Consider the following 24,784-nt stretch of genomic DNA (forward strand, 5'->3'; position numbering starts at 1 on the left):
TCTCCTCAGCTGTGGGTGGTGTAGAGGTGCCGGTCGCCCAGCCGTGCCCGAAGCGCGGCGAGCGAGCGTGAGCACTGGCTCTTGACGGTGGACTCGCTGCAGCGCAGCAACTCGGCGACCGTCTGCACACCCAGGTCCTCCCAGTAGCGCAGAACGACCATCGCCCGGGCACGGGGCGGCAGTTCGGAGAGTGCGGTCAGCAGCGTCACCGTCAGCTCGGGGCCCACCACGGAGGGCGGGGCGTCGACATGGCTGTGGGCCAGGAAGTCGCGGAGCCGACGTCGGCGCTCGGCGAGATACGTCCGGGTGAGGACGGTGCGCGCATAGGCGGCGGGATCGTCGGCTCTGCTCGCCCGGTGCCAGTACTGGAAGAGCTTGGCCAGCGTCGTCTGGGTCAGATCCCGGGCGCTCTCCGCGTCGCCGCACAGCAGATATGCGGTCCGGTACAGACGCCGTTGGTTCACCCGGGCGAACTCCTCGAATCCGGTGGAGTCCCGACTGCCGTCCGCGGTCATCTGTCCCCCTCTCCGGGGTCTCGGTGGTCTCTCACCCCTGTACGAGTCGTGTCGCGGCCAAAAGGTTGAAGTCGAGTTCCGAACCGTTCCGGTGCCGACGCACGACCGGCGCGGGGCGCCGCGGACCGGGCTGCTTGAATGGACGGGTGACCCGAGCCTCTCTGGACAAGCAGCCGCACGAAGTCGCCACGATGTTCGACGACGTAGCGGCGAACTACGACCTCACCAACGACGTGCTGTCACTCGGCCAGGCCCGGCTGTGGCGCAAAGAGGTCGCGAAGGCGGTGCACGCCCGGCCTGCGGAGAAGATCCTCGACCTGGCCGCGGGCACGGCGACGTCCTCGCTGCCCTTCGCCGCGACCGGCGCGTACGTCGTGCCGTGCGACTTCTCCCTCGGCATGCTCCAGGAGGGCAAGAAGCGCAACTCCTGGCTGCCCTTCACCGCGGGCGACGCCACCCGGCTGCCGTTCCGCGACGAGACCTTCGACGCGGTGACGATCTCCTTCGGGCTGCGCAACGTCCAGGACACGGACGCGGCGCTGCGCGAGCTGTACCGGGTGACCAGGCCGGGCGGCCGGGTGGTGATCTGCGAGTTCTCGCAGCCGACGTGGGCGCCGTTCCGCACGGTCTACACCGAGTACCTGATGCGGGCGCTGCCGCCGGTCGCGCGCGCGGTGTCGTCCAACCCCGACGCGTACGTCTACCTCGCCGAGTCCATCCGCGACTGGCCCGACCAGCCCGGACTCGCGGCCGCGCTCCAGCGGGCCGGCTGGTCGAAGGTCGCCTGGCGCAATCTCACCGGCGGTGTGGTGGCGCTGCACCGGGGCGTGCGTCCCTGAGACAACGGTTCGGCGACTTCGGCCGACGGGAACCGGGCGGCGGGGAAGATGTGTCCGTTGAAGCGCACATGTCTTCCCCGACATCGTCGTCCCCCTCCCCGTTGCTGCCGCCGGAGTCCGTATGCCGTTGTACTGCCCCTTCTGTGGAACACAGGCCCCGGAAGGGGCGCGCTTCTGTATGAAGTGCGGGCGCGAACGCCCGACCGTGGAGACCGCGCCGGAGGCCGGGACGCCGCGGCTCGCCCCGCCGCCCCCCGTTCCGCCCATGGCCCCGCCGCCGCTGCCGCACACCGTGCCGCCGCTGCCCGGTCCGGTCGCCCCGTCGCCCCTCGGCGCGTTCTTCGGCCGGACCTTCCGCGGCGACTGGGCGGGTTCGGTGAAGGCGGCCGCATGGCCCACCGCACTGATCCTGGCTCTCGCGGTGGCGCTCGCGATTCCCTCGTACGGGCAGGGCGACGACGTGGTCGTCGGCTGGGGCGACCGGCTGCGGATCGCGCTGGCGGCGCTGCTCCAGGCGTTCGGAGGCGGTTTCGAGCTGGCGTCCACCGGCCTGGGCGGCGGCCGGAACGGCAGTGACTTCGAGGGCGGCTGGTACGACTCCGCAGCAGGCATGTCGCAGGGCAGCGCCTCGCTCTCCGTGGTCCCGCTGACCGTCACCGTGCTGTGGGTGGGCGCGCTGGTCCTGGGCGCCCGCAACGTCCGGGCGCAGGGCGGCGGGCTGGAGGCGGCGGTACGGATCAGCCTGGTGGCGTCCGCCGCGGTCCTGGTCCTCGGGCTGTTCGCCCAGCCCGATGTCGCGGATGTGTCGGTCTCGTCCGCGCCACTGCTCGCCACGCTGGGGGCGCTGGTCATCTCGCTGCTCGTCACGGGCGGTGTACTCCAGCGCGACGCCGCGGCACAGTGGCTGGCCGCGCGTCCGGTGGCGCTCACCACGGTCCGGGCGACGGGCACGGCGGTACAGGCGCTCGGCACCGTGCTGGTGCTCTGCAGCCTGGTCGGGTTCACCGCGTACGCCAATGCCGACGACGTGGACGGCGAGGCCATGCTGATCGCCCTGCCGCTGCTGCCGAACATCGGTCTGGCGGTGCTCGGGCTGAGCTGGGGAGCCCCGGTCGAGTACGACATCCGCGGGCAGGTGAGCTTCTTCGGCTCGGGCATGGAGCACGGCAGCGTCGGGCTGTCCGAACTGGGCGAGGCAGTGAACGGCTGGGCGGTGACCGGTGCGCTGGCCCTCGGTGCCGTCTGTGCGCTGACCGTGGGCATCTGGGCCGCGCGACGTTCGGCGGACCGGCGTGAACAGGCCACCGCGGGCGGGCTGTTCCTGGCGCTGTTCCTGGTGCTGAGTGGCATCGGCGGGGTGTCCGCGGAACTGACGGGCGGCTTCGGGGACACGGGCGGCCAGGGCACGGGGGAGCTGGCGACGAGCGTGTCGGACGCCCTGCTGTTCGGGCTGTTGTGGGTGGGCGGCGCGGTGCTCGTGGCGCCGCACCTGCTGCGGATGACGGGGCGGGTCGCGCCGGTCGCGCCGCAGACGCCGCCGCTGCCCGTTACGGCCCCGGCGTTCCCGGACCCGTACGCCCCGGCAGCCCCGGCGTTCCCGTCCCAGGCCCCGTACGCCCCGGCAGCCCCGGCCCAGGCCCCGTACGGCCCGGCAGCCCCGGCCCAGGCCCCGTACGGCCCGGCAGCCCCGTCCCAGGCCCCGTACGCCCCGGCAGCCCCGGCCCAGGCCCCGTACGACCCGGCGGCCCCGGCTCCCACCGCGGCCGTCCCGGCGCCGACGGCCACTCCGCCGACGCCACCGACCGGGACGCCGTCCCCGTCCCCGACCCAGACGCCGTCCCCGTCCCCGACCCAGACGCCGTCCCCGTCCCCGACCCAGATGCCGTCCCCGACCCCGTCCCCGTACGACGCGGCCCCCTACGACCCGCAGACCGTCGCACTGACCACCGGACCTGCGGCCCCCGCCGTCTCCCCGGCCGTCCCGGCCGACGGCCGCAGGCGCACCGCCCTCGTCTGGACCGGCACCCTCGTCGCGGCGCTGCTCGTCGGCGGCGGCGCGACCGCGGGGGTCCTGGCCCTGGTGGACGGCCGGAGCGGCGACGGAGCGGTCACGGACGGCAAGCCCACAACCGACGCCAGGAGCGGCCGGGCGCCGTCCGGCGAACCGACCTCGTCCCCGCCCATGTCCACCCGCCCGACCCCCACCGCCTCCGCGGTCTCCACCGCCCCGTCCGCCCCCACGGTCCCCGAGGGCTTCCGGCTCGTCTCCGACACCGCCGGCTTCTCCTTCGCGGTGCCCACGGTCTGGGACCGGCAGAGCGAGGAGAACCACCAGATCACCTACGCGGGTTCCACCGGCCGGGCCGCACTCAAGGTCGGCGTCATCCGCAACGCCCCGTACTCCTCGTACGAGAACTTCGTGACGCTGGAGCGGACCGCCGACGCCAACCAGAAGAACTACCGACGGCTGGAGCTGACGGCCAACACCTTCCAGGGGCGGCCGGGCGCGATCTGGGAGTACACCTACGAGGACCGGGAGAGCGGCGAGACGATCCACGCGATCGACCAGAGCTACATCGCGGACGACGGCACCGAATACGCCATCTACACCACCGAACGCGACACCGAATGGCCGGGCGCCCGCCGGATCTTCGACACCGCTCTGTCCACCTGGATGCTCAACGACATCGACTGACGCACGCGTTCACGGCGCCAGGGCCAGCCGGAAGCAGACCGCTTCCCGCCCCGTCAGCGGCGCCGTGAAACTCTCCGCCCGCTCCATCCCCAGCCGCTCGGCCACGGCGATCGACCGCTCGTTCCCCGCGTCGATCGCCGCCACCACCCGCTCCACCCCGGCCGCGCGCAGCCGCTCCAGCGTGAGGCGCGCGGCGGTGGTGGCGTAACCCCGGCCCCAGGCCAGGCGGGCCAGCCGCCAGCCGATCTCGATCTCGCCCACCGGCCCGAAATCGGTCCGCGGCCAGGGCTGGGCACCCGTGAAACCGGCCACCTCGCCGTCCTCGCCCAGCACCGTCCACAGGCAGTAGCCGAGTTCGGCGTCGAATCTGCGCTGCCGGGCGGTCCACTCCTCGTACATCGAGAGCTCCTCCGAGGCACCGCCGAAGAACTCCATCACCTCGGGATCGTCGAAGGCCCGGTGCCAGGTGAGCGCGTCCTCGTCGGTGGGGACGCGCAGCTGTACGGAGGGAGCACCGGGAAGCACGGTCGACATCTGGGAGCCCTTCGAAAGTTGATCGGCGAACCCCCCTAGACTGCATGGGACAGGTGCCGCGCGGCACGCGATTTCGAGTCTTCGGGAGATCCGACCGTGACCGAGCAGCCCCTCTCCGAACACAGCGCGGATGTGATCGTCGTCGGGGCAGGCCCGGCCGGCTCCACGACGGCGTACTACCTCGCCAAGGCCGGACTGGACGTTCTGCTCCTGGAGAAGACGGCCTTCCCCCGCGAGAAGGTCTGCGGCGACGGCCTCACCCCGCGCGCCACCAAGCAGCTCGTCTCCATGGGCATCGACATCTCCGAAGAGGCCGGCTGGCTGCGCAACAAGGGCCTGCGCATCATCGGCGGCGGCGTCCGCCTCCAGCTGGACTGGCCCGATCTCGCCTCGTACCCGGACTACGGACTGGTCCGCAAGCGCGACGACTTCGACGAGCAGCTGGCCCGCCAGGCGCAGAAGGCGGGCGCGCGGCTGTACGAGCGCTGCAATGTCGGCGCCCCGATCGTGGACGACCGCACCGGCCGCATCACCGGCGTCAACGCGAAGCTCGGCGAGGAGAAGACCCCGGTCGCCTTCCACGCCCCGCTCGTCGTCGCCGCCGACGGCAACTCCACCCGGCTGTCGCTCGCCATGGGCCTGCACCGCCGAGAGGACCGCCCGATGGGCGTGGCCGTGCGTACGTACTTCACCTCGCCCCGCCACGACGACGACTACCTGGAGTCCTGGCTGGAACTGTGGGACCGGCGCGGCCCCCAGGACCGGCTGCTGCCCGGCTACGGCTGGATCTTCGGCATGGGCGACGGCACGTCCAACGTCGGCCTCGGCATCCTCAACTCCTCCTCCGCGTTCAAGGAGCTGGACTGGCGCGAGGTCCTCAAGGCGTGGTGCGCCTCGATGCCGGAGGACTGGGGCTACACCCCGGAGAACATGACGGCGCCGATCCGCGGCGCCGCCCTCCCGATGGCCTTCAACCGCCAGCCGCACTACACCAAGGGCCTGCTGCTCGTCGGTGACGCGGGCGGCATGGTCAACCCGTTCAACGGCGAAGGCATCGCGTACGCCATGGAGTCGGGCCAGATCGCCGCGGACGTCATCGTCCAGGCCCACGCCCGCGCGACCCCGGCCCAGCGCGAACTGGCGCTGAACAACTACCCGAAGGTGCTCAAGGAGACCTACGGCGGCTACTACTCGATGGGCCGCGCCTTCGTGAAGCTGATCGGCAACCCCAAGGTCATGAAGGTCGCCACGCAGCGCGGCCTGACGCACCCCCTGCTGATGAAGTTCACCCTGAAGATGCTCGCCAACCTCACCGACCCCACGGGCGGCGACGCGATGGACCGCATCATCAACGGCCTGTCCAAGGTGGCCCCGAAGGCCTGATTTGCCCACCCCGGACCGGCCACTGCCGCACTCGGACGATGAGTACGGCCGTGGCCGGTTCTTTTGATGTACGTATGCCCGCGGAGGAGCGGGGACCGGTCGCCGTGGTGAGGCGGCGCCGACGTCGGCGTAACGCCCATCCACCAACTGCACCACTGGCGTCCGGCCAACTTCCGTACATCGAAGTCGCCTTCATCCCGCGGGTGCCGCCAGGACCTGCCGGCCCGCACGGCACCGGCGCGCATGGCGCACGGTGGCCGCTTCGAGCCACGTGCCCGAGCGGCCGGCGAGCCGGCCCCGATGACGGTGCGCGTGGGTTCGGATACTCAGGGCCGGTTTGAGTGATCGTGCGGACATGGCTCAATGCACCCTGTGCGTAATGTCTGTGTCGGCAAGCTCAGAGATCACAACAGACGTAACCGGGTCGCTCACCCGGGCGGGTGCCCGGGGCATGGGGGAGGGCACGCGCATGGCGTGGGACGAGTGGGAACGGCTCAAGGCGCAGGTGGCCGAGCGGCACGCCACTCATATGCAGATCAACGGTCTTCAGGGAGAAGGCAGCCACGCCAACGCGGCCGGTGGCGGGGGCGGTACCGGCACGCTCAAGCACAAGGGCGGCCCGTGGACGAAGGCGGCCGGCACGGCGGATGATCTCCAGACCGGCCTGATCACAGCAAAGGCCGACCTGCGTAGAGCTCACGACGGCGCTGCCGACGGGCTGGCCGGGCTGTCCAGCCTCGGAGCACTCAAGTCCGTGCTCACCTCGTGGGACGAACGCCTCGGTCGTGTCCGTGAGGAATGCAGTTCTCTGGAGCCGAAACTGCGACAGGTGGCTGTGGACGTCGCCGAAGTGGATGCCGAGGTGGGGAACAGGGCGAAGGCGGTCGCGGTGCCGGGTACGAGGAGAGGCGAGTAGACCATGACCACAGCACCCGGGCTGACGTGGCAGCGGCTCCGCGACCTCAGACTGTCAGAACTGACCGACGCCGCCGACGGCTGGCGCGCCGCTTCCGCGTTCGCCGATGCTGCCCGCGAACGCGTCGACGGCGACATGAGCGGCAAACTCGCCAAGACCCAGGACAGCGAGTCCGCCCGAGCAGCCGTCAAGCGATTGCAGCGACTGAGCGAGAACTACCACTACATCCACACCGAGGCCGGCCTCGTCCGAGGCGCCCTCGACGGGCTCGCCAGTGAACTCGGCGCCCCACAACGCCGGTTGCGCGAGGCCCTCGACGACGCCGCTTCTCTCGGATACACCGTCAACGACAACGGCAGCATCGACTACCCGGCCGGCGGTAAGAACGAGCTGACCGGCGACACGATCCCCGGCGGCTCCGTGGTGGGCAACAACGGTCTCATCGGTGCCGGGAACCCTGGGCTGTACCGCGATGCCAACGGCATGTTGAACCCCGCTCCGGGCCCGGGTGCTCCCGCGCTGAAGAGCCCCAATCCGCACCGTGCCAAGGCCCAGGACGTCGCCGACCGCCTTGCTCATGCCATGCGGGAAGCACACGAGATCGATGAGCGGTACAGCTCGGCACTCAACAAGCTCAAGGCGGCCCCGGGCCTCACGGTCGACACCAAGACATGGGCGGACGTGGGCTCGGACGTCGATGCGGTGAGCCAAGCCGCCAGCAACTACCTGGAGAAACACCTCCCGCTCGACAAGTCGCCCGCGGAACGCAAGGAGTGGTGGGACCACCTCGGCAAGGAGCAGCGCGAGGAGTACATGTCCGCGTTTCCGGGGGTGGTCGGGAACTTGGACGGGATTCCGGCGCTGGCACGCGATGAGGCGAACCGCGAAAACCTTCGGCTGCTCATCGGGCAACTCGATGTGAAGAACGATGACGCTTCCCGAGACATGCTGGGTGGCCTGAAGGGGATCCAGGAGAAGCTTGAGAAGGGCAGCGAGCCGCCGATGTACTTGCTGGGCATCGGCGATGAGGGAAACGGCCGCGCGATCATCGCCTATGGCAACCCGGATACCGCCGACAATGTCTCGGCGTACGTCCCTGGGCTCGGCACCAAGCTGGACGCAGAGTTCGCCGGTGGAACGGTCAACCGGGCGATGCAAACCGCCCTCGGCGCGAGTGAAGCCGACCCGTCCAGCAGAACCTCGTCGATCGTGTGGCTCGGATACGATGCGCCACAGGCCACCCCGGGCGATCTGGCCAGCGGTAACAGCGTGATGTTCACGAACGACGCCAAGGCGGGAGCGCCTGGCTACAACGCGTTCATGGAGGGGATCTCCGCAACGCACGAGGGCGGCAACCCGCATGTCACCGCCATTGGGCACTCGTACGGCTCTCTCACGGTCGGGCTCGCAGCTCAGGAGAAAGGGGGCATCCCCGGCGCCGATGACATCATCCTGGTCGGAAGCCCCGGTACCGGCGCGGACAACGCTCAGGACCTCAATGTGGGTAAGGACCACGTGTATGTGGGCGCAGCCGACAACGACATCGTCACCAAACTCCCGAGCCATGAGGAAGCATCTGGCATGACCTCCGGCGCGGTCGGCGGAGGGTCGACCGGATTTGTTCTGGGAGCCGGCATGGCCGGCCCGCCGGGAGCGCTTATCGGTGGTGGTGCCGGGGCCCTGGTCGGAGGTATTGCCGGCTACACGGCCCAAGACGCACAAACCGACCCCAGCGAGCGTTGGTTCGGCACCGACCCTGCAAGTGAGCGTTTCGGAGCCACACGTTTCATGGTGGACGACGGCGCAACCATCATCGAAGACCATGGACAGATGACGGCGCATTCGAATTATTTCGACCCGGCGAAAGATCAGGACTCGGCCGACAATATTGCCAGAATTGTGGTTGGGAAGTCTGAAGAGATCAAGTTGGAGGCGCCTCGATGAGGGTTTTGAGGACCGTGGTGCTGATGGCTGGAGCGCTGGTCCTGGCAGGGTGTGGCGTATCAGGTGATCCGGCTGAACGGGAGGTAAAGATGAATATGCAGGAGGCGGCGGTGCGTGCGGACGAAATCCTCGACGGGACATTCGCCGCCATCAAGCCACCAGTGAACTGGACCCACGGGCAGTCGACTGAGGGTAATTGTGACGTGCAGAGGCGCCGGGCGGTCATGACGATTATCTCGAAGGAACGCCGGGGGAGCTTTCTGGGGGTGATCGAGCGCTACTGGGAGAGTCAGGGATATAAGCAGCTCTCAGTGAACGACTCGGATATTCCGGCCATGTACTACAGGACGCCCGACGAATTCAATGTGCGCGTTCTTGTCGGCAGCAATGGGCAAGCATTTTTTGAAGTCGCGACGCCTTGTGTGAACGTCTCTAAAGTGTCTCCGCCGAAGGCGGAGACAGTCGGCCCGAACTACGCCGGAAAGAGGATTCCTTTTCCTGACGTCAAGTCGGACTTCTGGTCCGCGAAGAGCTCCCCCACTTCCCGTACGTAACCCGGCGAACCCACGCCCCGCCCCCGTCCGCCAGCCTGTCTCCGGCCAGCATCACGACGGGTCGTCAGGGACGGCGGACAGGAGGTCGTGCAGGATCGGGCCGGCCGAACCACCGCCCGTGACGCCCTGCTCGACGACGCATGCCACGGCGACATTGCCGCGCCGGGCGACGAGCCAGCCGTTGTTGGGTTCGTCCTCGGAGACCTCCGCGGTGCCGGTCTTCGCGCCTATGTCACCGGGCAGATCGGCGAGCGCGTGCGCCGTTCCGTCGGTGACGGTGGCCCGCATCATCGTGCGCAGTTGGGTCACCACGGACGACGGGAGCGGCTTCGTCGAGGTGGTGTCCTTGCCGCCGGGAACGATGGTCGGCTGGTGGAACCGGCCGGACGCCGCGGTCGCCGTGACGGACGCCATGATCAGCGGGTTCGCCTGGATCCGGCCCTGCCCGATCATCGAAGCGGCCTTCTCCGTCTCGTCCTTGGGCTCCGGCACCGAGCCGTCGTACGTCGGGATGCCCACATGCCACTCCTGCCCGACCCCGAAGTACTCGCGTGCCACATCGCCGAGTTCGGTGTCGCCGAGCTTGCCGCGCAGGCTGATGAAGGCGGTGTTGCAGGACTCCATGAAGTCCTGCCGGAAGGTGGCACCCGGGAACTCGGACGTCTCGACGTTGTGGAACTCCTTGCCGACGGTGAGGTACTTGGGGCAGTCCACGACATCGTCGGGCGCGACGGCATTCTTGAGCAGCAGCGCGCTGCTCGTCACGATCTTCCAGGTGGAGCCGGGCGCGTACGTACCGGAGACCGCCCGGTTGAAACCGGTGGCGGGGGAGTTGGCCATGGCGAGGACCTCGCCGTTGTCGACCCGCAGGGCGACGAGCGAGGCGTTCTTGCCGTCGGCCTTCTCGGCCAGGGCCTTGTCCGCCGCCGCCTGCCAGGTGGCGTCGAGCGTCGTGGCCACGGCCTCGTCGGACGGCTGCTCGTCCTTCTTCCCGAAGGTGGTCTCCGTGCCCTCGACTTCACCGGTGACCCGGTCGACGAGCCGGATCGCCCCGCGCGGCCCGGAGCCGCCCCCCGCGAACTGGTTCAGCACCGGCTGCAACGACGGATGGGCATCGCCCGTCAGGGACATCCCGTTCCGGTCGGTGATTTCCGGCTCAGTGGTGTCCTCCCGCTCCAGACGGAACTTGGCGGTGTCGCTGAGATGCGGATGGACGAGTGACAGGGACCAGTCGACCTTCCAGGCCCCGTTCTTCTGCTCCCGTACGGGGAGATGGGACCGGTAGGTCCAGGTGCCCAGCCCGGTGACGGGCATCTTCGCCGTGAAGGCGACCCGGACCGTGCCGTCGTCCCCCTTCGTGGCCCGCGCCGGGGTGAGCTCCGGCTTGCTGATGTCGAGACCCGAGGTGAAGTTGCTCAGCACCTCCTGAGCCCGCGCGGGATTCGTGGTGCGGGAGCCCGCGCTGTCGAGCCGGCCGCCCGCCCAGTCCGCGAGGAACGCACGGGCCTGGGCGGTCGCCGCGGGGTCGGGGCCGTCGTCGTCGCGCTCGAAGGGGCCGAGCCCGGCGGCGTACGCGCCGCCCGCGGCGACGGCCGTCACGACGGTCACGGCGATGGCCACCCGGAGGCCGCGGCGGCGGCTCCGGTGGCGGTGGGTGGCGGTGTGCCCAAAGTCCGCGTCGGGAGCTGAGAAAGGGTGCGTCATGCCGTGAGGAGAGCAATCGGCCCCGCTCCCTGTCCAAGTCCGATATCGATGGGATATCGATCAAAATTGGATATGATTGCTGGTCGTGGACCTGATTCGGCACCTGGAGTGCTTTGTGGCTGTTGCAGAAGAGTCACACTTCGGGCGTGCAGCGACCCGCCTCGGAATGGCCCAGCCACCCCTGTCGCAGCGCATCCAGCGGCTGGAGCGGGAGCTGGAGGTGCGGCTCTTCGACCGGACCAGCCGCCAGGTGGCCCTCACCAAGGCGGGCCGGCTGCTGCTTCCCGAGGCGCGCGAGCTGCTCGCGCGGTCCGAGTCGCTGCGGGCGGCCGCGCGTCGGATCAGGGACGGCGAGAGCGGACTGCTGCGGGCCGGGCTGCCGCCCGACATCGCCGGCGACACCGTCGCCGCGCTCCTCACGGGGTTCCAGGACCGGCGGTCCGGCGTGGAGCTGGAGCTGCACGAACTGTCCACCACGGATCAGCTCGCCCGCTTCGCCGCACACGAACTCGACGTCGGACTCATCCATCACCCCTGCGACGTGACCGGCCTCGAACTCGGCCCGGTCCTCCGGCGCGAGCTCGGCGTACTGCTGCCGCGCGACGCCGAGGCGGCCGGACTCACCGAGGTGCCGCTCGCCGCGCTCGCCGGATCCGACCTGATCCTCTTCCCGCGGGCCGGTGCCCCCGTGCTCTACGACGATCTGCTCACCACCTGCGCCCGCGGCGGATACACCCCGCCCGCGGTCCGGCACGGCCAGGGCGCAAGCTTTGTGCGCGGCCTCGTGCTCTCCGTCGGTGCCGTCGCCTTCAGCCCGCGCGACGCACGGGCCGTCGAACCCGACGCCGACCTGGTGTGGCGCCCGCTCGCGGGCGCCCCGCTGGCCTGGCGGCACTCCGTCGCCTGGCCGCGCGGGCACGGCGACACCGCCGTACGAGCCTTCGCCGACGCGGCCACGCACGCGCTGCGCACCACCGCCGACGCCCGTCCCGACACCCCCACCCGCCCGATGCGCCTGCGCCCGGCATCGGAGTACTGGCTGTGACCCGAACCGTGAACGTGCCCGACGCCGCCGACCGCATCCGCGCGGCCTTCGCCGATGCCGGAGTCACCGGGCGGCTGCACGCCCTCGACATCGATTCCGGCACCCAACTCGGCGTCGATGCCGACCAGTTGGTCTGCACGGCGAGTGTGCACAAACTGTGCCTGCTGGTCGCGCTGCACGACCGGGCCGCGGCCGGCGACCTCGATCTCACGGAGCAGGCCGAATGCCCGCCGGACGGCCGCACCCCGGGGCCCACCGGGCTCGCCGCGATGCTGGACGTCGCCCGGATGTCGCTGCGCGACCTCGCGTACCTGATGATGGCCGTCAGCGACAACGCCGCGGCGGATCTGCTGCTGGCCCGGGTCGGTCTCGACGCGGTCAACCGCACGACGGCCCGCCTCGGCCTCGACGCGACGCGGGCCGTGCACACCTTCGGCGCCATGCTCGCCTCGGTCAAGGAGGACGCGGGACCGGCCGGTGCCCAGGCGCTGGCCGACCCGCACGTCGTCGCGCGGCTGCGCGCCCTCGACCCGGCCCGTGCCAATCGCAGCACCCCGCGGGACATGACCCGGCTGCTGCGCGCCGTCTGGCGCGACGAGGCGTGCCTGCCCGAACACGGCGCCGCCATCCGGCGGGTGATGGGTCTCCAGGTATGGCCGCACCGCCTGGCCTCCGGATTCCCGTTCGACGACGTGCTCGTCGCGGGGAAGACCGGGTCGCTGCCGACACTGCGCAACGAGGTGGGCGTCGTCGAGTACCCCGACGGCGGCCGTTACGCCGTCGCCGTCTTCACCCGCACCGCCCACACCGCGGCCACGCTCCCCGCGGCCGACGCCGTCATCGGTACGGCCGCCCGCATCGCCGTGGACGCGCTGCGCAGCCGTCAGCGCGACGTACCGGCAGCGCCGACCCGCGTCAGCGACGACCTGCCCGCCCGTAGCACCGCGCCAGGGCGTGGTGCAGGTCGTCCCTGATGGCACGGAGATCCGCGCGCATACGGGCGGTGCTCCACGCGGTACCGGGGGTCTCACCCGCGCCGATCGTGTAGCAGACCCCTGGTAAGGCGGCCCGTGGCGTACCCGTACGAACACGCCGCCCGCCCCACGCCATATGTGAGGGACTCCACACTCGAAACCTGCACAACCCCCCGCCCTTCTCGAAGGTCTGGGTCGGCGGTGGGACGACGGTGTCGTCCCACCGCCGACTTAGAACGAAGGAAGGTATGACCCGAGCCACTCGTGCGTCCGCCCTCGCCGCGACCACCGTCCTCGCGACGACCGGAGCCCTGCTCACGTGCACGTCCGCCGCCGGTGCCGCCACGGCGACCGTGACCTGTAAGTCGCCCGTCTTCAAACGGCAGTTCTACGCGAACACGACCTTCTCCGGTACGCCGAAGAAGACGGACTGCGATTCGAAGATCGATCAGAACTGGGGCACCGGCGCCCCCGCCGCCGGGCTGCCCAGCAACTACTTCGGCGTGCGCTGGACGGTCACCCGGGACTTCGGCTCCGGCGGCCCGTTCTCGATCCCCGTCGCGACCCGCGACGGCCTGCGCGTCTACCTCGACGGCACGCGCAAGGTCGACATCTGGAAGAACCTCTCGACGACCCAGACGAAGACCGTCAACATCACCGTCCCGTCCGGGACGCACACCCTCCGCTTCGACTTCGTCAACTGGACGGGCGCCGCGAACGTCAAGGCGGACTACCTGCCCCGCACGTCCGCCACCGTCGACAAGGTCAAGCCCCTCGTGCCCACCGGCACCTCCCTCACGTACGACTCCTCGTACCGGGCCGACTTCAGCTGGGCGGCCAACAAGGAGATGGACCTCGCGGGCTACCGCGTGTACCGCCGGCTCCAGGGCACCTCGTACGGCACCAAGCCGCTGGCCACGACGGCCTCCACCTCGTACAGGGACACCACGCTGCCGAAGAACGGCGCGGTCTATTACTACGAGGTCCGCGCCTACGACAAGGCGGGCAACGAGTCCGCGGGTACGGCGGACAAGTCCGTCACCACCGTCGACAAGAGTGCTCCCGCGGCGCCGAAGGGGGTCGAGGACGCCTGGAAACCCGACTACTCCGAGAAGGTAAGCCTCTCCTGGTACGGGAACACCGAGGCGGACCTCGCCGGGTACCACGTGTACCGCTCCACCACCGGCGGGCCGGTCGCGCTCACCGCGGCGAACCGCCTGAACGGCGACAAGCCGCTCAGCAACTCCTGGTACGAGCAGCCACTGCCACAGACCGGGGACACGTACTACTACGTCGTCACGGCGGTCGACACGCACGGCAACGAGTCGGCGGCTTCCGGCACGGCGGAGTTCTACACGCGGGACAAGACGGGTCCTGTGAACACCGCGTACAACGCTACGGCGGTCGAGGACGAGCGCGGGGTCACGCTGACCTGGGACAAGTCGGAGGCCACCAGCGAGGACTTCGTCGGGTACACGGTCCTGCGCTACAACAAGCCGCGCACGGAGAGCGGGCGTACGGTCGTGGAGGTCGCCAAGGGCATCCAGGGCACGTCCTTCACGGACGCGGCCCCGCCGCCGGGCGCCACGTACTACTACTTGGTCGTGGCTGCGGACGGCGCGGGGAACTGGGGCATCCCCTCGGTCGAGATGCCGGTCGCCGTCGCGGGTAACAGCACCCCGCCGCCCCCGGTGACGGGCATGACCGTCACCGCCCGGGAGAACGGCGTCTCACTGAGCTGGGATGCCAGTGACGACCCCGGTCTCGACCACTACCGCATCATGCGGGGCACCCTCGTCGACGGCGAGTGGGTCTACAAGCCTCTCATCGACTCCTGGACCCTCAGGCCCCAGGAGTTCACGCAGACCCACCACCTCGACCGAACGGTCGCCGATGGCGAGCAGATCCGCTACAGCGTCGTCGCCATCGACCAGTACGGCAACCAGCTCACCCCCGAGACCGGCGCCCCCGTCCAGGACGTCACCGAGCTCGACCTGCGCCCCGACGTCGACGCCGGCCCGGCCGTGGGCGACAACCCGCTCGGCCATCTCAACGGCGACGTGTACGGCTCGGTCCACTGGTGGCTGAGCAGCGACACGGGCGCCAACGGCAGCAGGGTGACCGGCTTCGCCGTCTACCGCTGGAACCGGTCGACCCACGTCTTCGACAAGGTTGACGTCCAGAAGCGCGGTGAGAGCACCAGCTGGTCGTATGTGGACACCACCATGCCCAAGGGCACGACCACGTACTACCGCGTGACCGCCACCCTTGCCGACGGCACGGAGACGGCCGCCCGCGAGACGGCGATCGCCTCGGTGGACTAGCTCCCGCCAGGGAAAGCAGTGGAGGCGCCCGGCCCGGAGTTCCTGGCCGGGCGCCTCCCTGTTGTGTGCCGCTGTATGTCGGAAGTGCCTTGCCGATTGTGCGTGCTGGAAGCTTGAAGAACTCCCATCGTTGCAGGTCACAAGGCAATTCCTCGTTTCCTGAAACGTTGCCTACAAGTAATCGGCCGGTGGATCGAGGCTTAGGTTGCCGCGCGGACTGTGCGGGCGGGCGCGGGCTCAGTATGCGCTGGAATCGGGCCCGAGGCCCCGAGTCGCCGCCCGGTGTTCGTCGCTGCCCTCTCGCTGCCCGTCAGTCGTCCCGGTGGCCGGCGTCCACGCGTGTGCGGTGGTCGTCGCCCTCGGTGCGCCGCCCGCCGGAGGCGACCACGCGGCCTCTGGACCGGCGCCGCAACAGCCGTCGGGTGAGGCCGGATGCGTAGCGGGGCTGGAGCAGCAGGATCAGGCCCACCGCGCAGACGAACGCGACCCCGAAGAGCATCCAGGACTTGGCGCCCCGGGCCGAGTAGCCCACGATCCCGAACGAGAACAGCGCCGACCAGAAGTACATGAGCAGCACGGCCCTGCGGTGCGAGTGGCCGAGCTGGAGCAGGCGGTGGTGGAGGTGGCCCTTGTCGGCGGCGAAGGGGGACATCCCGTTCCACGTACGCCTGATGACGGCGAGCACCAGGTCCGCGAGGGGCAGCGCGATGACGGACAGCGGCAGCAGCAGCGGAATGTAGACCGGCACCATCGCGGCCGAACCGGACGTGCCGTCCATCGACTGGTTGAGGAGGCTCGGGTCGACCTCGCCCGTCACGGAGACCGCGCATCCGGCGATCAGCAGACCGAGCAGCATCGAGCCCGAGTCACCCATGAAGATCCGGGCCGGGTGGGAGTTGTGGATCAGGAACCCGAGGCACATGCCCGCCAGGATCGCGGAGAGCAGTGTGGTGGACGCGGCGGCCTCGATCCCGTAGCCGTACCAGAGCCGGTACGCGTACAGGAAGAACGCCGACGCCGCGATGCCCACCGTGCCGGCGGCCAGCCCGTCGAGCCCGTCGACGAAGTTGACCGCGTTGATGGAGACGACGATCAGCCCCACGGTCAGGAGCGTGCCCTGCCAGTCGGCGAGGTAGATCCCGTCGGTGCCCGGCACCGGCAGCCAGAGGATGGTGAGCCCCTGGAAGACCATCACTCCGGCGGCGAGCACCTGGCCACCCAGCTTGACCAGCGCGTCGACACCCCATTTGTCGTCGAGTACGCCGAGCAGGCAGATCAGTGCCGCGCCGGACAGCAGCGCCCGTGGGGTCGAGCTCTGGGTGAAGATCTCTTCCAGGTGCGGCAGGTGGGAGGCGACCAGCAGCCCGGCGAGCAGCCCGCCGAACATGGCCATGCCGCCCAGGCGCGGAGTGGGCTCGCGGTGGACGTCGCGTGCCCGGACCTCGGGGACCACCCCGATGGAGATCGCGAACTTTCTTACGGGGCCGGTCAGGATGTGGGTCACCGCCGCCGTGACGAACAGCATCAGCAAGTAGTCCCGCACGGGCGGCCTCACATCCTGGCCCAACAGGCCGGTACCTGAACAGCTCTTTCCGGTGTTTCCGGGGCTGCTGGTCAGGGTTGGACGAGGCCGGTGGCGCGTCCGATCCGGTGGCACGGGTGGCCCGGACCCTGTTCGAGGCCCCTCACTGCACCCCGGCGAGCCTAGCTCATGCGGATTTCTGCGCGGTGGGGAGCGGTGCGGGGCGGCCCGGACGGGGGTGGGCGCCGAGCGATACGTACGTCAACGGGCGGACGTGCCACTCGATGTGCCGGCCGCCGCGCAGCATGAGTGTGAACCCGCAGGGCTCGCCGCGATGGAGCGCCGCCAGGGCCTGCACCCAGCCGCCCTGGTCGGACCAGTGGAGGGCGCGGGTGAGTTCGCGCGGCGTGAGGCCGAAGAGGTGATTCGCCCGGAGCTGGATCCGGATGGCGCGGATGGCCTCTTGGGGTGTGTCCGTGATGCGCAGGACGATCGGCTCGGGGACGAAGCCGGTGGCGGGGCCGTAGCGCAGGGCCTCGAACCGGTAGCCGTGCTCGACGACCGGGCGTAAGGGGGTGAGGGGGGTACGCATCGTCGACCGTCCGATCAGTGTTGTGGAGTGCGCGCTCCAAATGGGCGGCGTGCAGGGGGAGGTGTGCGTGGTGCCACGCGGTGGGAAGCGAGCGCTCCATTGTCGCGGCGACATGGAGTGACGGTAGCGTTACGCAAACGGTGGCGCAACTATGCCCCGGGGCATAGTTGTCACCGATGCAGGAGAGCCTCCGCCCGGACCGGGCGGAGGCTCTCCTGAGGAAGACTGCAAGGCGCTACTGCACGAAGTGGTCGAACTCGCCTGCCTTGACACCCTGGATGAACGCGGCGAAATTGCTGCGGCTCGTCCTGGCCACCACGCGCGGGTCGTCGCTCTCGCGCATCAGGATCTCCTCGGCGTGCCGTGCCACCTCGACGCACTGCTCTCCGCCGCCGCCGGAGAACGACGACTTCTGCCACTCGATGTCTGCGCTCATGCTGCGGATTATCACAGGTCTCGTGCGATGTGGTGAATGAAGCTCCGCGACTCCTCAGGGGCGAGGCTGACCCGCTGGGCGAAGTCGAGTTGCATGCGATAGCGGTTCAGATCGGCTACCGAGTCCAGCTGAACGCCCCCGAACGGGGCGTCGATGTGGACGGTGTCCAACTGGGGCGCGACCCCGCCCGCGTACAGCACGGTCTGCGTCACCTCGACGAACTTCTCGCTGGCGAACGGGATCACGCGCACGGACACGTCCGGCCTGTCGGCTGCCTCCAGGAGGCGCACCAACTGGCCGCGCGCGACCTCGCGGCCGCCGACCCGCATGCGGAGACCGGCCTCATGGACGATGACATCGAACTTCGGTGGCTTCTCGCGGTCGAGCACCGCCTGCCTGCGCATGCGGTGCTCGACTCTGGCCTCCACCTCGTCCTCGGGCAGCCTGGGCAGCACTCCCTCGAACAGTGCCCGCGCGTACTGCGGTGTCTGGATCAGCCCCGGCAGCGTCACGGACTGGAGACAGCGCATATGGCTGGCGTGGTGTTCCAGCTCCGCGATGTTCAGGAAACCCGGTGCGAGGACGCCTCGGTATTCGTCCCACCAGAACTGGCCCCGATGCTCCCGCGATATGGCGCACAGCGCCTCGATCAACGTGGTGTCGTCGCAGGCGTAGAAGCTGGCCAGGCGGCGGATCCGCTCCTCGCTGATGCCGATGCGGCCCGCTTCCATGTGGCTGATCTTCGCCTGATCGGTCGAGATGAGTCCGGCGGCCTCGCGAGCGGTCCGGCCGGCCTGCTCGCGCAGCTTCCTCAGTTCGCAGCCAAGGCGTGCCTGGCGTGCGGTCGGGTTGTCCCTCGGTGGCATGTCACCATCCTTCGCTCCGGCGCAGTCTTGCGTGGTGCGGCCGTTCCGGTCCACCCGATCGCGTGAAGTGCCAGGGGCAACCTTGCTACGGCGCTTTCTTGCCCCCTATGGTCCCACTGGGTGGAAGCCTCAGGGTTTCGCCGTCCGAAGTGCAGCCCCTTGCAAGCGAGTTGACTGCTTGACGGGACGGGCCAATGCCACGGACCACGCCCACCGCACGACGCCCCGGAGACCGCATCACGCAGGGAGATCGCGCCATGCCCCCCGTAACCGCTCCTCCAGTACCTGCCCCCTACCTCCCCCAACGCGGCGAGCGCTACCGGCTCGTCGCGCCGAACACTCCCACCGCTCCCAAGATCGTGCGGGACTTCGTGGCGACGGTGCTGTGGGTCGCCGGGCACCCCCGCCTCGTCGACGACGCCCGGCTCTGCGTGAGTGAGGTCGTCTCCAACGCGTACTGCCACACGGGCTCGCCGCAGGTCCGGGTGGAGGTCACCGTCAGCCAGCGGCAGGTGACGGTGTACGTGACGGACGACGAACCCGGCCGCCTCCCCGCACCGCCGCCCCCGCGCGCCCCCTCGCCGGAGGCCGGTGCGGACGAGAGCGGCCGGGGGCTTCTGCTCGTGGACGCTCTCGCCGCACGGTGGGGGACCACCGCGTACGGGGACCGCTCGCCGCACTCGAAGACGGTGTGGTTCACCCTCGCCGCCACCGGACGCTGAGGCCTACAGGCCTACAGGCCTACAGGCCTACAGGCCTACAGGCCTGCATGCGCTGAGGAGCGTCGGCTGCATCCGCCTTGTCTGCAACACGGCCTTGGAAGAGTGCACTCGGTGTCTGGTACCGCGAGCAGCGTCGCGTCTCCTGCGTAGAGAGGACCGGGCTTCCTCGCCGAGGTGTCCTCCGTGACGCTCCAGCAGGCTCAGCGGCTGAGCGCCACCCGGCGGCGGGTGGCGCTCAGCTTTCCTGCAGTTCGTAGACCGCCGTTGTGCGGGGTCGTAGCTCAGCACTCCTTCGGGGGGATGAAGGGCGACTCGAAGTGCCCGGCCCACGCCCACTGCTGCGGTGTGTGGTTGTAGAGCCTGTACCACAGCCTCCCCGAGGGGGTTTTGGTGGTTTGGCACGCAATGGACAGCGTCGTGCCCGCCCGGACCGTGCGGATCTTCGACGAGGACGAGCTGGGCCCCGCGTAGATGGGAGTGGTTTCCAGCGCGGTCAATTTGATGTAGGCCGGTGCGGCGGCGACTTGCGTCTGAGCGGACGCGGATGTCGCAGTGAATCCGGTGAAGGCGATGCCGACTGCCGCGAGCATGGCAGCCTTCGTCAGAACCCTGTTGAGGATGGTCATGTGACTCCAATCTCAGGTGATATCGATGGATCGCAGAGCATTTGAGGCGGACATGCTCCGCACCATGCCGTTCTGCGTCGACTGGAGGCGGCCGAGGCCGCTGCCGAGCCGGCTGGTCCGGTGGGATTCGCCCGGATGCCGGGCCTGACCGGTCTCGACCCGCGGCCCCCTGCGCAAGGTGGTCACGACAGTGATCCGCTGGTCATCACGGCCTGCCCCGTCACCGTGACAGCAGGGTGTGGATCTGGCGGGGCTTGACCTCGCGCTCGTCGAAGCCGACGGCCGCCGGGCACTCCCGGGCCACAGCGGCGAACGCTGCCTGGAATGCCTGCTGGGACTCGAACGCTCCGGTGGTGACGACGGCGTCGCCCTCGGGAGTGACCCAGGGCTCGGCGCGCAGGAATCCCGGCTGCGAGGACAGCACCTCGCGGACCTGGCGGCAGCGGTCGACGAACTCCTCGACATGCTCGGGGCTCGGGTAGTGAAAAGCGACGAAGCCGAACGACATGACGATCCCCTCTTTGGGATATACGCTTACGTATAACGAGAGGTTAGACCTGTTGTACGGCCCCGTACAACAGGCGGAGGAGTGAGGCGGGTCACACCATGGGTTCGTTGCGTACACCGCGCGAAAGTTGGGTCGAGGAGGGCCTGCGGGCGCTGGCGTCAGGCGGTGTGGACGCCGTGCGCGTCGAGGCCCTGGCCAAGGCCCTCGGCGTGACCAAGGGCGGGTTCTACGGCTACTTCGCCGACCGTGACGCGCTGCTGGAGGAAATGCTGGACACCTGGGAACGGGAGGCCACCGACGACGTCTTCGACCGGATCGAGCGCGAAGGGGGAGACGTCATGGACAAGGCCTACTTGGCCGGGCGGCTCACCTTCTCCGACCGCCTGCACCCCATCGATCTGGCCGTCCGCGACTGGGCCCGCCGTGACCAGGCTGTCGCCGAGCGCCTGCGCCGCGTGGACAACGTGCGCATGGGCCTGCTGCGCGAGGCGTTCGGCACCGTCTGCGCCGACCCGGACGAGATCGAGGCCCGCAGCGTACTGGCGTTCTGTGCGGCCATCGGCAGCCACTTCCTTGCTGCCGACCACCCCGGCAGCACCCGCGCCCAGGTTCTCGCTCGCGCCGGCGACCTCATCCTCAACCGCCCGCCCGGCAACCCCGCCCAGTGATCACTCCCTGATCCCCGTAACGGCTCCTCCGGCGCCCGCCCCCTGCCTCCCCCGATGCGGCGAGCGGTACCTGCTCGTCGCGCCGCCGCCGGGTGCTGAGGCGTCCGGCGTGCGTGCCGGAGCGGCGCGACCCGTGAGCGCGACTCACCTCTCCGTTGATTTGGACGACCGTCCAGGACTATCGTCCAAACAGAAAGGCGGCCGACTCCCGCACGTAGACGTGCACGTACACGTATCGGAGAGCGTGATGAATCAATCCTTGTTGGCGACCGTGACTGCGGCACTCCTGGTCTGGGAGGCGCTTCTGCTGATTCCCATGGTCCCGGGGAAGCTGATCGACACGAGGGACTTCTCCCCGCTTCCCCGGTGGCAGTACAACAGCTTCAACGTGTATCTGACCTCCCTCGGGCTCGCCAGCTTCGTGGTGGCCGGGTTCGCCATGGCCGGGCAGCACTGGGCGTTCGTGGCGGCACTGGTGCTGAGCCTCGGCTACATCGCGGTTTTCGCGGCCGACCTCGGCGCGGTCTTCCCCGTCGTGCCCGACCCCCTGCCGGTGCAGTTGCTCGTCCTCGAAGCGATCGCGCTGGCCTCGGCCGGCGTGATCGCCGTGATCGCGATCCAGGGGATGCGGCTGTGAGCAACGAGTCCACGAGTCCCTCGCGCGGGACGGATACGCGCGAGAAGATCATCGAAGCCGCTGCTTCTCTCATTCCCGAGCTGGGCTGGGGCGATGTGAGCAGCCGGCGGGTCGCGGAGCGCGCGGGTGTGAACACCGGAGTGATCCACTACCACGTGGGGAGCATCGGCGAACTCCGGCGCATCGCCGCAGTGCGGAAGATCCGGACGTTCTTCCTCGACCGGATCGGCGGAGCCCTGGCGCAGGCGGACCCGGCCGTGGCCGTGGAAACCATGCTCCGGGCGTTGTCCGCCAACGATCCGCGTGATCCGGAACTGCTGCTGTTGTACGAGTCCCTCGTCGCGGCGAGCCGGGACGACGAGCTGCGTGCCGAAATCGCCGCCATGCTGGCCGAGTTGCGGCAGCGGCTGTGCGACTGGTTCGGGGCCCGGGGCGTCGCGCGTCCGCTCACCGTCGCAGTTACCCTCACGGCGGCGATCGACGGCTACCTGCTCCAGCGGTCGCTCGACCCGTCCGTCGAGCCCGGCCCCCTCATCGACGGCCTGGTCGGTCTGGTCCGGCAACAGCTCGCAGCCGACGGATCATGAGGTGCAGAAGCGCGGGAACCGCACGGTGGGGGACCACCGTGCGGTTCCCGCACTCGTAGCGGCCCTCATACGCTGCCCTGCCGGGAGAGAACCCGGACATCTTCACGGCGCACCATCAGCTGAACGGGCACGGTGCGAGAGCTCTGCCCGGCAACAGCCTTCGGGGCGGTCCGCTCCCGTACGACGAGCAGCCCCGCCAGCACCAGCGCCACCCAGAGCACCGGACCGAGCGGGTTTCCGGGGGAAATGAAACCTTGCGCGGCAAGTCCGAGAAGGCCGCCGGCGGAAAGCACGGCCGCGAGAACGATCTTGCCCAGGTTCATTTCCGATGCCGTACCGGAACGGCGGCGGAATTCGAACCGGCCGAAAATTCTGGTGAAGCACACCAGGAAGAATCCCGAAACGCCGACCCACAGCGGAGCCACCATGAACCACATCGGGCTGCCGGGCTTCGGTGTCGCGAAGCCGAGTCCGACCATGGCGATTCCCGCCGTCATCACGAGCGCGGGCATGTGCCAGAGATACAGGGTCATGAAGCGGGTTCCGCACCACTGCAGGAAGGCGGTGGCCGTGGGACGTTCGGCGAAGCGCGTCAGGGCCGGCTTGAGCGTCAGCCAGAGTCCGAGCTGGCCGATCGTCAGCGACATCATCAGCGCGGTCGGAGGGCTCATGTTGGAGACCGGGGCCCCGGGCATTCCGATCATGGAGGCCGGGTAGGGCCCGAAGAACACGGCGGCCGCGGTGAGCCCGAAGCCGGCCGCGGCCAGACCCAGCGATGCCCGCGCGTTCTGCATGCGCAGGCCGCCGTCGGCGTAGTGGAAGCCGAACTGGTGGGCAGCCAGCCAGACGAACAGGGCGTTCACGAAACCGATCGCGGGGCTGACCTCGAAGCGCAGCACATCGACGGCCAGGGCGCAGGCGGCGAGTACGCCGATGACCCGCCATCCGTACCGTCGATACCACGTGAACATCACCGGCGTGAGCGCGACCACGAGCACATAGACGGCGAGGAACCAGAGCAGCTGCCCGGCTGTTTTGCCCGCCATCAGCACCGGTTGCCGAGGCACCCCCGCGCCGGTCAACACGTGGGGCAGCAGCAGCCACACGGCTGCCAGGGGTACGACCGGCACCAGAAGACGCGCGATTCTGCTCCGGAGCCAGGTGTGCACCGATTTCGCCGATCGGAACGAGAAGAAATTGGCGGCTCCGCCGGCGAAGAACACCATGGGCATGACCTGCGTCAGCCATGTGACAATCCACCAGCCGGGACTTGCGAGTGCGTTCCCGGCGCTCAATTTCCCATCCTCATAGGCCAGTACGGGCATGAGCCAGTGCTGGGAAATCACGGCCAGCACGCACAGTGCTCTGATGACGTCTATGAATGAATCGCGACCGCGACCGGGTGAATGAGCCTGCGTCTGCTGCATGCAATCATCGTGCGGTCAGCGGGCGTTACGGGCAGTAAAGCGGCCCCCCGAATTCATTGGGGGGCCAGCACCGCGCGCCGTGGTGGGGTTCTCCCCACCACGGCCCCGATCGTGTTCATGGGGAACGGACGGCTCCGAATCCTGTCGACCGGGGCACGTGCGGCCCGGAGATCCACAGGAGTTCCGAGCGAGGCCGGGCGGGCCGAGGCCGGTGTCGTGTTCTCCATGCCCGGGGCGGCCGACGGCCCTACGCCGGTCCGGTCCGACCGGGCAAATCCGTCAAATGGAGGATCATATGCGCGCACGCCTCGCCGCCGTCGTCGGAACGGTCCTCCTGGGCGCCGGCATGCTGGTCAACGTACCCGCCGCCCACGCGGCCGACCCTGTCAGCGAGTTCGACGTGACTGTCGGGAACACCTACACCAGAGGCACGATCACCTGGCACAACCGATCGGTCACCGTGGCCGGCGAACAGAAGTCGGTCTCCTCGTCGAGCTGCCGGGGAACCACCGCATTCACCCTCGATGCCTCCAACAAGCAGTTGGGCCTCAACTACACCTCCCGAACGTGCGGGGCCAGTGAGACGTTCACCCCGTTCACCATGCCGGCGGACGTCTCCGGCGGAGCCGCAGTCGTACGGATCTGCCTCGACGACGGCGCGCTCCCGGCGACCTACTACAGCTGCAAGCGCTACGGGCGCCCGTCGAGCTGACCCGGGTCCTTAAGAACCGGGCTTGAGGGGGCCGCCCGACCGACTGTTGGGCTG

At 69.4% G+C, this 24,784-nt stretch carries 24 protein-coding genes; 14 read left to right on the plus strand and 10 right to left on the minus strand.

What is annotated here, in order from left to right; all coding sequences use genetic code 11:
* Nucleotides 1-5 precede the first annotated feature (5 nt).
* Nucleotides 6-515, minus strand: a complete 510-nt coding sequence (locus IE107_RS26485; protein WP_189546850.1) for a SigE family RNA polymerase sigma factor — start codon at nt 513-515, stop codon at nt 6-8.
* Between the two features lie 146 nt (nt 516-661).
* On the opposite strand from IE107_RS26485, the gene IE107_RS26490 reads away from it, so the two are divergent.
* Nucleotides 662-1,354 (plus strand): demethylmenaquinone methyltransferase, encoded by a 693-nt coding sequence (locus IE107_RS26490; RefSeq protein ID WP_189546851.1) that lies wholly within the window; start codon nt 662-664, stop codon nt 1,352-1,354.
* A gap of 121 nt (nt 1,355-1,475) precedes the next feature.
* On the plus strand, nt 1,476-4,049 hold the full coding sequence (locus IE107_RS26495) for a serine/threonine kinase C-terminal domain-containing protein (protein ID WP_268246619.1): 2,574 nt from the start codon (nt 1,476-1,478) through the stop codon (nt 4,047-4,049).
* A 9-nt stretch (nt 4,050-4,058) separates the two neighbouring features.
* On the opposite strand, the gene IE107_RS26500 is transcribed toward IE107_RS26495, so the two are convergent.
* A complete protein-coding gene (locus IE107_RS26500) occupies nt 4,059-4,583 on the minus strand; it encodes a GNAT family N-acetyltransferase (RefSeq protein ID WP_189546853.1) in 525 nt (174 codons plus the stop codon).
* Nucleotides 4,584-4,679: 96 nt separating this feature from the next.
* Between IE107_RS26500 and IE107_RS26505 the strand changes: the two genes are divergently transcribed.
* From IE107_RS26505 to IE107_RS26520, 4 genes are all read left to right on the plus strand, one after another.
* Nucleotides 4,680-5,966, plus strand: a complete 1,287-nt coding sequence (locus tag IE107_RS26505; RefSeq protein ID WP_189546854.1) for a geranylgeranyl reductase family protein — start codon at nt 4,680-4,682, stop codon at nt 5,964-5,966.
* A gap of 469 nt (nt 5,967-6,435) precedes the next feature.
* The gene (locus IE107_RS26510; protein ID WP_189546855.1) at nt 6,436-6,882 is read left to right on the plus strand and encodes an amino acid ABC transporter permease; all 447 of its coding nucleotides are present in this window, start codon (nt 6,436-6,438) and stop codon (nt 6,880-6,882) included.
* Between the two features lie 3 nt (nt 6,883-6,885).
* The gene (locus tag IE107_RS26515; RefSeq protein WP_189546856.1) at nt 6,886-8,826 is read left to right on the plus strand and encodes an alpha/beta hydrolase; all 1,941 of its coding nucleotides are present in this window, start codon (nt 6,886-6,888) and stop codon (nt 8,824-8,826) included.
* A gap of 23 nt (nt 8,827-8,849) precedes the next feature.
* Entirely contained in the window at nt 8,850-9,380 is a 531-nt protein-coding gene (locus IE107_RS26520; protein ID WP_229867260.1) for a hypothetical protein, read from the plus strand.
* Nucleotides 9,381-9,431: 51 nt separating this feature from the next.
* Here the strand turns inward: IE107_RS26520 and IE107_RS26525 are convergent, their stop codons facing one another.
* Nucleotides 9,432-11,084 (minus strand): penicillin-binding transpeptidase domain-containing protein, encoded by a 1,653-nt coding sequence (locus tag IE107_RS26525; protein WP_189546858.1) that lies wholly within the window; start codon nt 11,082-11,084, stop codon nt 9,432-9,434.
* An 85-nt stretch (nt 11,085-11,169) separates the two neighbouring features.
* Here IE107_RS26525 and IE107_RS26530 point away from each other — a divergent pair, with 85 nt between their 5' ends.
* From IE107_RS26530 to IE107_RS26540, 3 genes are all read left to right on the plus strand, one after another.
* Nucleotides 11,170-12,129: a LysR family transcriptional regulator gene (locus tag IE107_RS26530; protein WP_189546859.1), complete on the plus strand. Its 960-nt coding sequence runs from the start codon at nt 11,170-11,172 to the stop codon at nt 12,127-12,129.
* A gap of 14 nt (nt 12,130-12,143) precedes the next feature.
* Nucleotides 12,144-13,103, plus strand: a complete 960-nt coding sequence (locus IE107_RS26535; protein WP_189546918.1) for a serine hydrolase — start codon at nt 12,144-12,146, stop codon at nt 13,101-13,103.
* A gap of 248 nt (nt 13,104-13,351) precedes the next feature.
* Entirely contained in the window at nt 13,352-15,427 is a 2,076-nt protein-coding gene (locus IE107_RS26540) for a PA14 domain-containing protein (RefSeq protein ID WP_189546860.1), read from the plus strand.
* 310 nt (nt 15,428-15,737) lie between these two features.
* Here IE107_RS26540 and IE107_RS26545 read toward each other — a convergent pair whose 3' ends face one another.
* The 4 genes from IE107_RS26545 to IE107_RS26560 all read right to left on the minus strand — a co-directional run bounded on the left by IE107_RS26545 (nt 15,738) and on the right by IE107_RS26560 (nt 18,843).
* Complete coding sequence (locus IE107_RS26545; protein ID WP_189546861.1) at nt 15,738-16,970, minus strand: MraY family glycosyltransferase; 1,233 nt, start codon at nt 16,968-16,970, stop codon at nt 15,738-15,740.
* Between the two features lie 166 nt (nt 16,971-17,136).
* Nucleotides 17,137-17,541, minus strand: coding sequence for a PDZ domain-containing protein (locus IE107_RS26550; RefSeq protein WP_189546862.1), 405 nt, complete (start codon nt 17,539-17,541; stop codon nt 17,137-17,139).
* A 235-nt stretch (nt 17,542-17,776) separates the two neighbouring features.
* Nucleotides 17,777-17,977, minus strand: coding sequence for a DUF397 domain-containing protein (locus IE107_RS26555; RefSeq protein WP_189546863.1), 201 nt, complete (start codon nt 17,975-17,977; stop codon nt 17,777-17,779).
* Between the two features lie 11 nt (nt 17,978-17,988).
* Nucleotides 17,989-18,843: a helix-turn-helix domain-containing protein gene (locus IE107_RS26560; RefSeq protein WP_189546864.1), complete on the minus strand. Its 855-nt coding sequence runs from the start codon at nt 18,841-18,843 to the stop codon at nt 17,989-17,991.
* A gap of 257 nt (nt 18,844-19,100) precedes the next feature.
* Here IE107_RS26560 and IE107_RS26565 point away from each other — a divergent pair, with 257 nt between their 5' ends.
* Nucleotides 19,101-19,565, plus strand: coding sequence for an ATP-binding protein (locus tag IE107_RS26565; RefSeq protein ID WP_189546865.1), 465 nt, complete (start codon nt 19,101-19,103; stop codon nt 19,563-19,565).
* Between the two features lie 281 nt (nt 19,566-19,846).
* On the opposite strand, the gene IE107_RS26570 is transcribed toward IE107_RS26565, so the two are convergent.
* Complete coding sequence (locus IE107_RS26570) at nt 19,847-20,191, minus strand: SH3 domain-containing protein (protein WP_189546866.1); 345 nt, start codon at nt 20,189-20,191, stop codon at nt 19,847-19,849.
* Between the two features lie 220 nt (nt 20,192-20,411).
* The gene (locus IE107_RS26575; RefSeq protein WP_189546867.1) at nt 20,412-20,699 is read right to left on the minus strand and encodes an antibiotic biosynthesis monooxygenase; all 288 of its coding nucleotides are present in this window, start codon (nt 20,697-20,699) and stop codon (nt 20,412-20,414) included.
* Nucleotides 20,700-20,797: 98 nt separating this feature from the next.
* Between IE107_RS26575 and IE107_RS26580 the strand changes: the two genes are divergently transcribed.
* From IE107_RS26580 to IE107_RS26590, 3 genes are all read left to right on the plus strand, one after another.
* A complete protein-coding gene (locus IE107_RS26580) occupies nt 20,798-21,367 on the plus strand; it encodes a TetR/AcrR family transcriptional regulator (protein WP_189546868.1) in 570 nt (189 codons plus the stop codon).
* 271 nt (nt 21,368-21,638) lie between these two features.
* The gene (locus tag IE107_RS26585) at nt 21,639-22,004 is read left to right on the plus strand and encodes a DUF8051 family protein (protein WP_189546869.1); all 366 of its coding nucleotides are present in this window, start codon (nt 21,639-21,641) and stop codon (nt 22,002-22,004) included.
* Nucleotides 22,001-22,591 (plus strand): TetR/AcrR family transcriptional regulator, encoded by a 591-nt coding sequence (locus tag IE107_RS26590; RefSeq protein WP_189546870.1) that lies wholly within the window; start codon nt 22,001-22,003, stop codon nt 22,589-22,591. Before IE107_RS26585 ends, IE107_RS26590 begins: the two co-directional genes overlap by 4 nt.
* A 65-nt stretch (nt 22,592-22,656) precedes the next feature.
* Here the strand turns inward: IE107_RS26590 and IE107_RS26595 are convergent, their stop codons facing one another.
* Complete coding sequence (locus IE107_RS26595; RefSeq protein WP_189546871.1) at nt 22,657-24,018, minus strand: acyltransferase family protein; 1,362 nt, start codon at nt 24,016-24,018, stop codon at nt 22,657-22,659.
* A 295-nt stretch (nt 24,019-24,313) separates the two neighbouring features.
* Here IE107_RS26595 and IE107_RS26600 point away from each other — a divergent pair, with 295 nt between their 5' ends.
* Nucleotides 24,314-24,730 (plus strand): hypothetical protein, encoded by a 417-nt coding sequence (locus IE107_RS26600; RefSeq protein ID WP_189546872.1) that lies wholly within the window; start codon nt 24,314-24,316, stop codon nt 24,728-24,730.
* The last annotated feature ends 54 nt before the right edge of the window (nt 24,731-24,784 follow it).

It is taken from the genome of Streptomyces gelaticus, from assembly GCF_014649535.1.
Lineage (GTDB): Bacteria > Actinomycetota > Actinomycetes > Streptomycetales > Streptomycetaceae > Streptomyces > Streptomyces gelaticus.

Excerpts from the sequence above, each read along its gene's own strand:
- IE107_RS26520 (WP_229867260.1), top strand. The coding sequence starts at position 8,850 with ATGGCTGGAGCGCTGGTCCTGGCAGGGTGTGGCGTATCAGGTGATCCG.
- IE107_RS26510 (WP_189546855.1), top strand. The coding sequence starts at position 6,436 with ATGGCGTGGGACGAGTGGGAACGGCTCAAGGCGCAGGTGGCCGAGCGG.
- IE107_RS26495 (WP_268246619.1), top strand. The coding sequence starts at position 1,476 with ATGCCGTTGTACTGCCCCTTCTGTGGAACACAGGCCCCGGAAGGGGCG.
- IE107_RS26600 (WP_189546872.1), top strand. The coding sequence starts at position 24,314 with ATGCGCGCACGCCTCGCCGCCGTCGTCGGAACGGTCCTCCTGGGCGCC.
- IE107_RS26565 (WP_189546865.1), top strand. The coding sequence starts at position 19,101 with ATGCCCCCCGTAACCGCTCCTCCAGTACCTGCCCCCTACCTCCCCCAA.
- IE107_RS26580 (WP_189546868.1), top strand. The coding sequence starts at position 20,798 with ATGGGTTCGTTGCGTACACCGCGCGAAAGTTGGGTCGAGGAGGGCCTG.
- IE107_RS26540 (WP_189546860.1), top strand. The coding sequence starts at position 13,352 with ATGACCCGAGCCACTCGTGCGTCCGCCCTCGCCGCGACCACCGTCCTC.
- IE107_RS26550 (WP_189546862.1), bottom strand. The coding sequence starts at position 17,541 with ATGCGTACCCCCCTCACCCCCTTACGCCCGGTCGTCGAGCACGGCTAC.
- IE107_RS26575 (WP_189546867.1), bottom strand. The coding sequence starts at position 20,699 with ATGTCGTTCGGCTTCGTCGCTTTTCACTACCCGAGCCCCGAGCATGTC.
- IE107_RS26555 (WP_189546863.1), bottom strand. The coding sequence starts at position 17,977 with ATGAGCGCAGACATCGAGTGGCAGAAGTCGTCGTTCTCCGGCGGCGGC.
- IE107_RS26560 (WP_189546864.1), bottom strand. The coding sequence starts at position 18,843 with ATGCCACCGAGGGACAACCCGACCGCACGCCAGGCACGCCTTGGCTGC.
- IE107_RS26595 (WP_189546871.1), bottom strand. The coding sequence starts at position 24,018 with ATGCAGCAGACGCAGGCTCATTCACCCGGTCGCGGTCGCGATTCATTC.
- IE107_RS26570 (WP_189546866.1), bottom strand. The coding sequence starts at position 20,191 with ATGACCATCCTCAACAGGGTTCTGACGAAGGCTGCCATGCTCGCGGCA.
- IE107_RS26500 (WP_189546853.1), bottom strand. The coding sequence starts at position 4,583 with ATGTCGACCGTGCTTCCCGGTGCTCCCTCCGTACAGCTGCGCGTCCCC.
- IE107_RS26515 (WP_189546856.1), top strand. The coding sequence starts at position 6,886 with ATGACCACAGCACCCGGGCTGACGTGGCAGCGGCTCCGCGACCTCAGA.
- IE107_RS26525 (WP_189546858.1), bottom strand. The coding sequence starts at position 11,084 with ATGACGCACCCTTTCTCAGCTCCCGACGCGGACTTTGGGCACACCGCC.
- IE107_RS26485 (WP_189546850.1), bottom strand. The coding sequence starts at position 515 with ATGACCGCGGACGGCAGTCGGGACTCCACCGGATTCGAGGAGTTCGCC.